The organism is Streptomyces sp. NPDC025651 (genome assembly GCF_055558735.1).
Genome location: NZ_JBVHLZ010000006.1, coordinates 161,579 through 174,889, shown reverse-complemented (window position 1 = coordinate 174,889; position 13,311 = coordinate 161,579). Strand labels below are relative to the sequence as shown.

At 73.0% G+C, this 13,311-nt stretch carries 3 protein-coding genes; all 3 read left to right on the top strand.

Features of this window, described 5'->3' with window-relative positions:
• The first annotated feature begins 16 nt into the window (after positions 1–16).
• The 3 genes from ACZ4D5_RS22595 to fabD are packed head-to-tail and all read left to right on the top strand — an operon-like array spanning position 17 to position 13,292.
• Positions 17–3,628 (top strand): beta-ketoacyl synthase N-terminal-like domain-containing protein, encoded by a 3,612-nt coding sequence (locus ACZ4D5_RS22595; protein ID WP_467774176.1) that lies wholly within the window; start codon positions 17–19, stop codon positions 3,626–3,628.
• Positions 3,629–3,678: 50 nt separating this feature from the next.
• Complete coding sequence (locus ACZ4D5_RS22590) at positions 3,679–9,672, top strand: non-ribosomal peptide synthetase (RefSeq protein ID WP_467774175.1); 5,994 nt, start codon at positions 3,679–3,681, stop codon at positions 9,670–9,672.
• Positions 9,669–13,292, top strand: a complete 3,624-nt coding sequence (fabD, locus tag ACZ4D5_RS22585) for an ACP S-malonyltransferase (RefSeq protein ID WP_467774174.1) — start codon at positions 9,669–9,671, stop codon at positions 13,290–13,292. The genes ACZ4D5_RS22590 and fabD overlap by 4 nt, the downstream gene beginning before the upstream one ends.
• Positions 13,293–13,311: the final 19 nt, after the last annotated feature.

The following is a 13,311-nucleotide window of genomic DNA, read 5'->3' as shown; positions in this document are numbered from 1 at the left end:
AGGAGATAGAGAGTCAATGTCGCCCCACGTCAAGCAGGCGCTGTCGGAACTCGCGGCCCGTGTCCTCGATGTCTCTCCCGAGCGTGCCGCCCAGGCCTCCTTCCGGGACCTCGGCCTGACCATGGTCACCACCGTGGCGCTGACCGAGGAGGTCAACGCCCGCTTCGGCACCGCCCTCGCGACCGGCGCGGTGACCGAGGCCGGTGACCTCGCCGGGCTCGCCGAGCGCGTCACGGCCCACCTCGACCGGCAGGCGCCGCCCGAGGCGATCGCGGTGATCGGGATGCACTGCCGCACCGCGGGCGCCCGGAACCCCGACGAGCTGTGGGAGGTGATCCGCGACGCCGAGGACCGCACCACCGAGGTCGACGACCCGGTCGCGCTCTCGCTGCTCGCCGAGCACTTCCCCGACGTCGCGGCGCCCCGCTACGGCGCGATGGCCGGCAGCGAGGAGTTCGACCCGGCCTTCTTCCGCATCGCCCCGCGCGAGGCCGCCGCCATGGACGCGGCCCAGCGCGTCCTGCTCGAATCCTGCTACCACGCCCTGGAGGACGCGGGCCAGGACGCCTCCGCGCTGCGCGGCCGCGCCGTCGCCACCGTCGTCGGCAGCACCGGGCTCGCCCCCCAGGCCGAGTACTCCGCGCACGCCCTGATGGGCTCCGACACCAGCATCATGGCGGCCCGCCTCGCCTACCAACTCGACCTGGCGGGACCGGCGATGACGGTCGACACCGCCTGCTCGTCCTCGCTCGTCGCGGTCGACATCGCACGTCGGCTGCTGCTCGACGGCGAGTCGGACCTCGCGCTCGCGGGCGGGGTGTACGTGGCCAACCACCCCGGCACGTTCGTCACGATGGAGGCCCTCGGCACCGTCTCGCCGGGCCGGGCGTGCCGCCCCTTCGACGCGGACGCCGACGGCATGCTCGTCGGCGAGGGCGTCGGAGTCCTCGTACTGAAGCGCCTGTCGGACGCGGTGCGCGACAACGACCGGATCCTCGGCGTCATCCGGGGCAGCGCCACCAACCAGGACGGCCGCACCTCCGGCATCACCTCGCCCAGCTCCACCGCGCAGAGCGGACTGCTGAGGGACGTCTACCGGCGCAGCGGCGTCGACATGGCCCGCCTGCGCTACATCGAGGCACACGGCACGGGCACCAGCCTCGGCGACCCCATCGAGGTGCTCGGACTGACCGAGGCGTTCGCCGAGTTCACCGAGCGCAGGCAGTTCTGCGCGATCGGCTCGGTCAAGGCCAACATCGGGCACACCATGGGCGCCGCCGGAGTCCTCGGCGCCATCAAGGTGCTGCTGTGCCTGCGGCACGGCCAGCTTCCCCCGGCCGCGAACTTCCGTACGGAGAACAAGCACGCCGACTTCGAGGACAGCCCCGTCTACGTCAGCCGCGAGCCGGCCGACTGGATCGCCGACGGCGAGGCGCCGCGGGTGGCGGGCGTGAGCTCCTTCGGCTACAGCGGCACCAACGCCCACGTGATCATCGAGGAGTACGTCGCTCCGAAGCCCGCCGCCCGGGCCGCGACCCGACGGCGCCAGCTCGTGCCGCTCTCCGCGAAGAGTGCCGGGCAGCTCCGCCAGAAGGCAGGGGAGTTGGCCGCGCACCTGCGCCGGGCCGAACTCGGTGACGACGCGCTCGCCGATGTGGCGTACACCCTCCAGGTGGGCCGCGAGGCCTTCGCGGAGCGGCTCGCCGTGACGGCCGACTCCATGGCCGAACTCCTGGAGCGCCTCGACGCGTTCGCGAGCGGCGCCGCAGAGGTGCCGGGCGCGCGCCACGGCCGGGTGGCGGAGCGCCGCCAGGAGGCGCCCGCCGCCGGACGCGACGTCGACGCGCTCGCGGCGGCCTGGACCACCGGGGCCGCGGTCGACTGGCCCCGCCTGCACACCGGCAGCGCCCCGCGCCGCATCGGGCTGCCGGGGCACCCCTTCGTCCGTGAGGTGTTCCCGCACGCCTGGGCCTCCGGCAGCGCGCCCGGAACCCCCGTGCCGCAGGCGGGGGACGGGGCAGCCGTGCCGCAGACGGGGGAGGGGGCCGCCGTGCCGTCCGTCCTCACCGAGCTCGACGCCGCGGCCGACGCGCACCTGCGGTCCGACCCGACGGCGGGCGACCTCGAAGCCGCCCTGCGCTCCGACGTGATGGTGCGCGAACTGACCCAGGTCTGCCGCCGGATGCTGTTCGCCTCGCTGCGCCGCATGGACGTCTTCACGGCCGTGGGGGAGCGCCACCGCGAGACGGACCTGGTCCGGCGGCTCGGCGTCGTCGACGAGCACCTGCCGCTCTTCCACGGCCTGCTGGGCGTCCTCACCGACGGCGGCTACCTGCGCGCCGAAGGCGACGAGCTGGTCACCACCGAACTGGTCGCCGAAACACAGGCGTTGACCTGGGAGGAGGACGACCTTGCGGACCTCAGGCGCGAGGTGACCGCCGACTACCCCGAGATGGACGGGTACTTCCACCTCCTGACGATCTGCCTGGAGGAGTTCCCCGACGTCCTCACCGGCCGCAGGAAGGCCCACGAAGTCCTCTTCCCCGGCGGCTCGTTCGACGCGGTGGAGGCCGTCTACCACAGCGACGGCGACACCAACGGCCTGGTCGCCGGGCTCGTCGCGCGGTACGTGAAGGCCCGCCGCGAGCGCGACCCCGAGGCCGCCGTCTCCGTCCTGGAGATCGGCGCGGGCACCGGCGGCACCACCGCGAAGGTGCTGCCCGCGCTCGACGGCACGGACGGGCGGCTCGGCTACGTCTACACCGACATCTCCCGCGGCTTCACCCAGTACGGGCGCAACCAGTACGGCAAGGACCACCCCTTCGTGACCTTCGCCCCGCTGGACATCGAGTCCTCGCCCGCCGCGCAGGGCTTCGAGGCCGGCAGCCAGGACCTCGTCCTCGCCTGCAACGTGCTGCACGCCACCCGGAACATCGACACCACCCTGGCCCACGCCCGGCAGCTCCTGCGCCCCGGCGGCGTGCTGATCCTCCTGGAGACCACCCGCGCCCAGGACTTCTTCACGCTCACCTTCGGCCTGATGGGCGGCTGGTGGGCCTTCGAGGACGACTGCAGGCTGCCGGGCTCCCCGCTGCTCAGCGTCTCCCTGTGGCGCCAGGCCCTGGAGCGCGGCGGGTTCCGTTCGGTGCGCAGCCTCTCCCCGGCGCCGGTGCGCGAGGACCAGGCGTACCAGGCGGTCGTCCTCGCGGAGAAGGAAGGCGCCGTCGAGGGCCCGGTCGAGGCGGCGCCCACGGCTGCCGCGCCGTCCCCGGCGGCTCCGGTCCGGGCCGTGGCCGCCGTCGCGCCCGCCACGGAGGCGGTCGCGGCGGTCGCCCCCGAGGGGAGCGCCGGCGGCGGCTCGCTCCAGGAACTCGTCGCCGAGGCCTGGCGGGAGGTGCTCGGCGTCGCCGAGGCCCGCCCGGACGACGACTTCCAGGAAGTGGGCGGCGACTCGATCCTCGCGACCCAGATCATCTCCCGGATCAAGAGCGGCTTCCCCATCGAGCTGGACCTCGGCGAACTGTTCCAGGCGCGCACCCTCGCGGACATGGTCGCGCTGCTGGAGGCCGAACTGATCGAGCGCATCGACGAGTTGCCCGAGGACGCCGTCAGCACCCTGCTTGCGTGAACCGGCGAGAGCCAGGACGCCGTCGACGACACAGAGGAGTTCCCCGCGCCATGTCCCCCGAAGACCTCGCCACCTCACGCAAGTCGCAACTCTCCCCGCAGAAGCGGGCGCTGCTGGAAAAGCTGACCGGCGCGGCCCGTCCTTCGGGGACCACCGGCATCCCCCGCCGCCCCGCCGACGACCGGCCGCCGCTCTCCTTCACCCAGCGCCGCCTGTGGTTCCTCGACCAGATGGTGCCCGGCAGCGCCGCCTACAACGTCCCGATGAGCTTCCGGCTGCGCGGACCGCTGCGCCACGACGTCCTGCAGCGCGCCGTCGACGAGATCGTCCGTCGGCACGAGTCGCTGCGCACGGTCCTGCCCAGCGAGGACGGCGAACCCTGGCAGCAGATCCTGCCCCGGTCGAACGTGCGGGTCGAGCTGGTGGACCTCGGCTCCGACCCGGGGGCGCTCGACGGCCTCGTCGACGAGGCGGCACGGCGGCCCTTCGACCTCGCGGCGGGGCCCCTGCTGCGGGTCACCCTCTACCGTCTGGAACCCGAACTCCACGTCGTCCTGCTCAACGCCCACCACATCGTCGTCGACGGCTGGTCGCTCGGCCTGTTCTGGCAGGAGCTCCTGACCCTGTACCTCGCCTTCGCCGCGGGCCGCCCCTCCCCGCTGCCCGAACTGCCGGTCCAGTACGCGGACTTCGCGGTCTGGCAGCGCGAGCACCTCAGCGGGGACCGCCTGGAGCAGCAGCTCGCCTACTGGCGCGAGCAGCTCGGTGAGGGCACCGAGCCCCTGGAACTGCCCTTCGACCGGCCCCGCCCGCCGGTGCAGACCTTCGAGGGGCGGGACCTCAGGACGGTCTTCCCCCAGGAGCTGCGCACCGGCCTGACCCAGCTGTGCAAGAAGGAGGGCGTCAACCTCTTCACCGTGCTGCTCGGCGCGCTGAACGTCCTGCTGCACCGGTACACCGGGCAGGAGGACATCGCGGTCGGCTCGCCCGTCACCAACCGCACCCGCCTGGACATCGAGCAGCTGATCGGGCTGTTCGTGAACACGCTCGTCTACAAGACGCGCCTGGCCGGCGAACCGGACTTCCGCGAGGTGCTGCGCCGGGTGCAGGACGTGGTGAACGGCGCGCACCAGTACCAGGAGGTCCCCTTCGAGGCGGTCGTCGAGGCGCTGCAGCCCGAGCGGTACCTGAGTCAGAACCCGCTGTTCCAGGTGTCGTTCAGCTTCCTTCCCGCCCGCGAGCTCAGCTCCGGCGACGAGCTGACGGTCGAGGCGATCGAGGGCATCCGCAACGACACGTCGAAGTTCGACCTGTGGATCAGCGTCGTGGACCGCGACCGGGACTTCCTGGTCGAGGTGGAGTACAACTCCGCGGTCTTCGACGAGGACACCGTGCAGCGGCTGCTCGACGGCTATCGGGTCGTCCTCGAGGCGGTCGTGGCCGATCCGGGCCTCGGCGTCGGGGAGCTGCCGGTCATGCCCGCGGCCGACCGCGAGCGCGCCGAGCTGGAGTGGAGCGGCGCGAAGGCGCGAAATCCCGCCCCCGAACAGTCCCTGCTGATCCATGAGTTGGTGGAGCGCCGGACGGCGGAAGCACCCGGCGCCATCGCCGTCAGCCACGACGGGCGGCACGTCTCCTACCGCGAGCTCGACGGCCGGGCCAACGCGCTCGCGCACCGGCTGCGCCGCCTGGGCGCGGGCCCCGGCACCCTGGTCGGCCTGTGCGCCGAGCGCTCCGTCGACCTGGTGGTCGGCATCCTCGGCATCCTGAAGTCGGGCGCCGCCTATCTGCCGATCGACGCCAACTACCCCCCGGAGCGCGTCTCCTACCTGCTGTCGGACAGCTCCGCGCCGATCCTGGTCGCCCAGCCGCACCTGGTCGACGGCCTGCCCGAGCACACGGCCGATCTGGTGGTCATGGACGGGGCGACGGACGAGCGCGCCCCCGGGCGCGCGCCCGGCGCCGGACCCGACGACCCCGCCTACGTCATCTACACCTCCGGCTCCACCGGCCTGCCCAAGGGCGTCCTGGTCAGTCACGCCAACGTGACGCGGCTCTTCTCCGCGACCAAGGAGTGGTTCGGCTTCGGGCGCGCGGACACCTGGACCCTCTTCCACGCCTTCACCTTCGACTTCTCGGTGTGGGAGCTGTGGGGCGCGCTCGCGCACGGCGGACGGCTCGTCGTGGTGCCGCACTGGGTGAGCCGTTCCCCCGAGCACTTCTACGAACTGCTGCGCGACGAGCGGGTCACCGTGCTCAACCAGACCCCGCTGGCCTTCCGCCACCTGTCCGAGGTGGAGCGCGGCGCCCTGTGCCTGCGCGTGGTCGTCTTCGGCGGCGAGGAGCTCGACGTACGCAGCCTGGGGCCGTGGTTCGACCGCCACGGGGACCGGTCGCCCCGCCTGATCAACATGTACGGGATCACCGAGACGACCGTCCACGTCACCTACCGCGAGGTGACCCGCGCCGACGTGGACGCCGCCGTGGTGCACAGCCCCATCGGACGGCCCATCCCCGACCTGAGGGTCCGCGTCCTCGACGGCTACGGCCAGCCGACGCCGGTCGGCGTGCGCGGCGAGCTGTACGTCGGCGGGGCCGGCGTGACCCTCGGCTATCTGAACCGTCCGGAACTGACCGAGCAGCGCTTCCTGCGCGATCCCGACGGCTCCCGCTGGTACCGGAGCGGCGACCTCGTCCGCTGGACCGCCGACGGGGAGCTGGAGTACCTGGGGCGCGCCGACGACCAGGTGAAGATCCGCGGCCACCGCATCGAACTGGGCGAGATCGAGGCCGCCCTCGCCGGGCACCCCGACGTCGGCGAGGCCGTCGTGCTCGCCCGCCGCGACGCCGCGGGAGCGGGCGGCGGGCGGCTGATCGCGTACGTCGTGCCGCAGGCGCGCGACGACGAGCAGGCCGGCGACACCGCGGGGGCGACCGCGACCGATGGCGTCACCGAGACGACGGCACCCCCGGGCACCGCGTGGGAGGCCGTCTTCGACCGCGTCTACGGAGAGGGTGACGAAGGCCCCGCCGACTTCAAGATCACCGGCTGGGACAGCAGTTACGACGGCGCGCCCCTGCCGCAGCGGGACATGCGCGAGTGGGTGGACACCACGGTCGAGCGCATCCTTGCCCTGCGGCCCCGGCGCGTCCTCGAGGTCGGCTGCGGCACCGGCCTGCTGCTCTCCCGCGTCGCCCCGCACTGCGAGGTCTACCACGCCACCGACATCTCCCGGACCGCACTGGACCACGTACGCGGTCAACTCGTCGAGCAGCGCGACGAGTTGAGCCACGTGGTGCTGCACAACGGCGGCGCCGACGACCTCTCCGTCGTCGGGGACCAGCAGTTCGACCTCGTGGTCATCAACTCCGTGGTCCAGTACTTCCCGAGCGCCGGATACCTCCGCGACGCGCTGGGCCAGGCCCTGTGCCGCGTGGCCGACGGCGGCACCGTCTTCGTGGGGGACGTCCGCAACCTCGCCCTCCTGGAGGCCTTTCACACCGACGTCGAACTCCACCAGGCGGGCCCCGCGCCGAGCGACGAGCGGCTGCGCGCCCGGGTGCGCCGGCGCGTCGCCCAGGACCAGGAGCTGGTGCTGCACCCCGACTTCTTCCGGGCCGTGCAGCAGGAGGAGCCCCGCCTGGCGCGCGTACGGACCCAACTGCGGCGCGGGTGGCACGAGAACGAGATGACCCGCTACCGGTACGACGCCTTCCTGTACGTCGGCGACGCCGCGCAGGACCCTGACGTCCCCGAAGGGACCATCGTCTGGTCGGACACCGAGGACGTGCTCGCCGCGGCCGAGAAGCGGCTGCGCGCCGAGCCGGACCGGGCGCTCGCGGTCCTGGACGTGCCCAACGCGCGCCTGGCCGCGACGACGGACGTGCCGGGCGTCCAGCCGGAGCAGTGGTGGGAGCTGGGCGAGCGCCTCGGCTGCGTCGTGGGCGTCGACTGGATGCCCGACCGCACCGACGGCAGCTACGCGGTGGTCCTGAGCCCCGCGGACGACGACCGGGACCGCGTCGCGGTCCGGACGCCCGTGCCGACAGGCCGCTGGCAGGAGTACGCCAGCGACCCCGTGTTCAACCAGTGGGCGCGCGCCGTGGTGCCCGAACTCCGCGGCCACCTCAAGGAGTTGCTGCCCGACTACATGCTCCCTGCCGCCTACGTCCCGCTGAAGAAGTACCCGGTCAACGTGAACGGGAAGCTGGACCGGGCCGCGCTGCCGGAGCCGCAGGCCGAGACGCTCGACGAGTCCGACGACACCACCGAGCCGCGGACACCGGCCGAGCGGATCATCGCCGAGGTCTGGACCGAGGTGCTCGGCGTGGAGCCGATCGGCGCGGCCAGCAACTTCTTCCGCCTCGGCGGCGACTCCATCCACAGCATCCACGTGGTGTCCAAGGCCCGTGACCGCGGCCTGGAGCTGACCCCGCAAATGATCTTCCAGTACGACACGCTCGCCGAGCTCGCCGCGGCCGCCGAGGCGGGCGGCGCGACGGGCACCCGGCCCGATGCCGGCGAGGAGCCCGGCGACCGGGACGCCGCCGCGCTCCTCGCGGAGCTCCGCGAGGACCCGGACGTCGAGGACGTGTATCCGGTGGCCCCCTTCCAGGAGTGGGCCCTGCGCAAGCTGCGCGCCCCGGAGCCGGGGATGTTCCAGGTCCACCGGCTCACCGCGGTGCCGCTCGGCATGGCGGACAAGGACGACTTCCGCCGCTTCCTGGAGATCCAGGCCCGCACCTACCCCACGATGCGGACCTCCTTCCGCTGGATCGGTCCCGACCGGGCCGTGCAGATCGTCCACCGCGAGCCGCGGGTCGAGCTGGACTTCGTGGACTGGCGCGGCCTGACGCCCGCCGAGCAGGACGCGGCCCTCGAACGCCACCTCAAGGACGACCGCGAGCGCGGCATCGAACCCGAGGAGCCGGGCGCCATCCGCTACTTCGTGGCCGACGTCGACGACCGCACCTGCGTCATCGTGGTCAGCCTGAGCTATCTGTGCCTGGACGGCTGGAGCTTCGACATCATCGCCAACCAGGTCGACCGCGGCCTGCCCGCGCTCGCCGAGGGCCGGCCCCTCGACCTCGCCGAGGGCCTGCCCTTCAAGGAGTTCGTGGCGACGGTGCGCGGCGCCGACCAGCGGGCCGCCGAACGCTACTGGCAGCGCGCGCTCGGCGGGCTCCCCGGCCCCACCCGCCTCTCCGAGCGGGTGCCCGGCAACGCCCCCGGCACCGAGAGCGGATTCGGCCGCCAGTGGATCGCGCTGCCCGACCGGCTCGCCGCCCGGCTGCGCGAGGTCGCCCGCGAGCACCGGCTGACCCTGAACGTGCTGTTCCAGGCCGGCTGGGCGGCCACCGTCGCGGCCTTCGTCGCCGACGAGGGCGGACGGCGCGCCGACCTCACCCACGGCGTGCTGTTCACCGGGCGCTCCGCGGGACCCCAGGGCGTGAACGACATGGTCGCCCCCACCCTCAACATCCTGCCGCTGCGCACCCGCGTCGACGCCGCCGAGCGCCTGCCGGACCTCCTCGCCCGGGTCAGGGACGAACTCGTCGCGATGAGCGGCCACGAGAACACCCCGCTGCACCGGGCGCTCGCCTGGGCGGGACAGCCTGAGGACGCCCTGCCCACCGAGAGTTACCTGGTCTTCCAGAACGTCGGCCTCGACAACTCCGAGCGGTTCAGCGCGGCGTACTACATCTCGCGCATGGGCTTCCCGCTGCGCCTGGACGTGTTCCCGACCGAGACGATCAAGCTGCACATGTCGTACTACCGGGACCGGTTCACCGACGCCACCATCACGCGTCTGCTCGGCTCCTTCACCGCCGTGCTCGAGGCGATCGCGGACGAACGGCCGCGGAGCGCCGGGGACATGATGGATGCGGCGCGCGGTGAACATCCCGCGCCCGAGGGTCTTCTGTCCTTCCGCGAGGGCGAGTTCGTGGTCAAGGACGTCTGCGCGCTGCTCGACGAATCCGGGGCCGTTGCAGGAGCAGGAGCAGGAGCAGGAGCAGGAGCGGAAGTGGGCGAGGCGCGGTGACGCCTCCCACCGTCTTCATGTTCTCCGGGCAGGGCTCGCAGTACCACTGGATGGGCCAGGACCTGTACCGGTCCGAGCCCGTGTTCCGGGAGACGCTCGACCGCCTCGACGCCGTCGTCGAGGCGGAACTCGGCAGGTCCGTACTGGCCAGCATGTACGCACCCGACCACGGGCCCGCCGAGCCGTTCGACGAGCTGGTCCTCACCCATCCCGCGATCGTCATGGTCGAACTCGCCCTCGCGGGCACCCTCGCCGACCACGGCATCCACCCCGACCTGCTGCTCGGCGCGAGCCTCGGCGAGTTCACCGCGGCCGTCCTCGCGGGCGTCCTCGGCGCCGAGGAGTGCCTGCGCCTCCTGGTCCGCCAGGCCGCCGGGCTGCGCGACGCGCCGCGCGGCGGCATGCTCGCCGTACTCGACGACGTACGGCTCCACCAGGACGTACCGCTGCTGCGCGAACGCACCGAGGTCGCCGCCCGCAACTACCCGGGGCACTTCGTGGTCTCGGGCTCGCACGACGACCTGGTCGCGGCCGAGGAACTGCTGCGGGCCCGCAAGACGGTGTGCCATCGCGTTCCGGTCGCGTACGCCTTCCACTCGCGCCACATGGACGCGGCCGAGCCGCTGTTCAGGGCCGCCATGGCAGGGGCCGACCTGAAGGCGCCACGGATCCCCGTCGTGTCCTGTGCCACCGCGGGCGAGGCCGACCGGATCACCGCCGACCACCTGTGGCGGGCGACCCGGCAGCCCATCGAGTTCGCCGACACCCTGGCCGGACTCGAACGGCGCGGCCCCTTCTGGTACCTGGACCTCGGCCCGTCCGGCACGCTGCACAACTTCGTGAAGAACGGCCTGCCCTCGGGCTCGCGTTCCACGTCGCTGCGGCTGCTGAGCCCGCTGGGCGACGACACCCGGTCACTGGCCGCGGTGCGCGACGCGGTGGCTCCGCGCGCGCGGCGGGCCGCCCACTCCGCTATCCCCGAGCCCAAGGACGGCGTCATGAAGGTGTACGGATTCCCGGGCCAGGGCAGCCAGGCCAAGGGGATGGGCAAGGACCTCTTCGACGAGTTCCCCGAGGAGAGCGCCGTCGCGGACGCCGTCCTCGGGTACTCGATCCGCGAGCTGTGCGTCGAAGACCCCCGGCGCGAGCTCAAGTTCACCCAGTTCACCCAGCCCGCGCTCTACACCGTCGGCGCGTTGACGTGGCTGCGTACCCGGCGCGAGAACCCGGAGCCGCCCGCCTTCCTCGTCGGCCACAGCCTCGGCGAGTACGTCGCGCTGTTCGCCGCCGGGGCCTTCGACTTCGAGACCGGGCTGCGGCTCGTGGCGCGCCGGGGCGAGCTGATGAGCCGCGCCGACGGCGGCAAGATGGCGGCCGTCCTCGGCCGCGACCTCGCCACGGTGGAACAGGCGCTGGCCGAGCACGGCCTGACGGGCCTGGACATCGCGAACCACAACGCGCCCGCCCAGTTCGTCCTCGCCGGGCCCACCGACCAGATCGACCGGGGCAAGCCGGTGTTCGAGGCACTCGGCGCGCACTACGTCACGCTGAACGTCAGCGCCCCCTTCCACTCGCGCTATCTGCGCGACACGGCCGAGGAGTTCCGCCGCTTCCTCGACGGCTTCACGCTCCGGGACCCGGCGATCCCCGTGATCGCCAACGTGCACGCCAGGCCGTACGGCCCCGGCGAGGCGAAGGAACTCCTCGCCCGCCAGATCGCCTCTCCGGTGCGGTGGACGGAGACCGTCCGCTATCTCATGGGCCAGGGCGACTTCGACTTCCAGGAACTCGGCCCGGGCGCGGTGCTGCGCAAGCTGGTCACGAAGATCAGGGCAGAGGCGGAGCCACTGGACGCGGAGCACGCGAGGGCCGCGACGGAGCCGATGACTGTCCGGGGGTCTGACGCGGGGCCGGTGGTTGCCCGGGAGGCTGACGCGGGGCCGGTGGTTGCCCGGGAGGCTGACGCGGGGCTGGCGGCTGCCGGCGAGTCTGTCGTGGAGCCGGTGGTTGCCAGGGAGTCTTTCGCTGCGCCGGTGGCTTTCCGGGAGCCGGTCCCCGGGGCGGTGGCTGCCCGGGGGTCTGTTGATGAGGCTGTGGCTCGCCGGGAGTCTTTCGCCTCGCCGGTGGTTGGGCAGACGCCTGCCACCGGGCCGGAGTCTGCCCGGGGGCCTGTCACCGGGCCGGTGGCTCCTCTCCGGGAGCCTGGCACCGAGCCTGTGGCTGCTCTCCGGGATCCTGCTGCCGAGTCGGTGGCCGTTCGCCAGGAACCTGTCGTCGAGCCTGTGGCTGCCCCCCGGGAGCCTTTCGCCCAGGCGGCCGCTCCCCATCCCCATGAGCCCGCCGCCACCGCCGACGCCACCCCTGCCAGCGCCCTCGGCGCCCCCGCCTTCCGCGAGCGCTACGGCCTGCGCTACGCCTACCTCGCGGGGGCCATGTACGGCGGGGTCTCGGGCCCCGACCTCCTCGTGCGTCTCGCCAAGGTCGGCGGCATGGGCTTTCTCGGGACCGGTGGGCTGCCCCTGTCCGAGGTCGAGGCGGGCCTCGACGCGGTCCGCGGGGAGCTGGGCGCCGACGGTGTCTACGGCGCGAACCTCCTGCACCAGCACGCGGACCCGCGGCGCGAGTCCGCGCTCGTCGACCTCCTCCTGCGCAAGGGCGTCCGCACCGTGGAGGCCTCCGGCTTCCTGCGGATCACCCCCGCCCTCGTCAAGTACCGGCTCGGCGGCGGCAGGATCATCGCCAAGGTCTCCGGCACGGACATGGCGGCGGCCTTCCTCGCCCCCGCCCCGCGCCCCGTCGTCCAGGGCCTGATCGAGTCGGGGCAGGTCACCGAGCGCGACGCCGCGCGGTACGCGGAACTGCCGCTCGCCGACGACCTGTGCGTCGAGGTCGGCTCCGGCTGGTACGACGCCGTCGGCAGCCTCGCCACGCTGCTGCCCGCCGTGATCCGGCTGCGCGACGCGGCTGCAGGCACGGGCCCGCGGGTGCACGTCGGCGCGGCCGGCGGCATCGGCACCCCGGAGGCCGCGGCCGCCGCGTTCCTGCTCGGCGCGGACTTCCTGGTCACCGGGTCCATCAACCAGTGCACCCCCGAGGCGGACACCAGCACCGCCGTCAAGGACCTGCTCCAGGAACTCGACGTCCACGACGTGGCTCTCGCGCCCGCCCCCGAGATGTTCGAACTCGGCGTACGCGCACAGGTCGTCAAGCGCGGCGTGTTCCTGCCCGCGCGCGCAGGAAAGCTGCACGAGCTGTGGCGCCGCCACGACTCCCTGGACGGGCTGGACGCGCCGACGCGTCGGCAGATCGAGGAGAAGTTCCTGCGCGGACCGCTCCCCGACGTGGACGCCACCGGGGGCGGCGACCCCAAGCGGAGCATGGCCGACGCCTTCCGGACCTACCTCGACCGCGGCTTCCGGCTCGCGCTACGGGGCGAACCGGGCAGGACCGTCGACTACTTGATCTACTGCGGGCCCGCCATGGGCGCCTTCAACTCCTGGGTGCGCGGCACCGTCCTGGAGTCCTGGCAGTCGCGCCACGTCGACGCGATCGCCGAGCAGCTGATGTCCGAGACGGCCGTACTGCTGCGCGAGCGCGCGGCCCGGTTCGCCGCACTGTGAGCCGAGTGGCAAGGGAAGA

Excerpts from the sequence above, each read along its gene's own strand:
- ACZ4D5_RS22595 (WP_467774176.1), top strand. The coding sequence starts at position 17 with ATGTCGCCCCACGTCAAGCAGGCGCTGTCGGAACTCGCGGCCCGTGTC.
- ACZ4D5_RS22590 (WP_467774175.1), top strand. The coding sequence starts at position 3,679 with ATGTCCCCCGAAGACCTCGCCACCTCACGCAAGTCGCAACTCTCCCCG.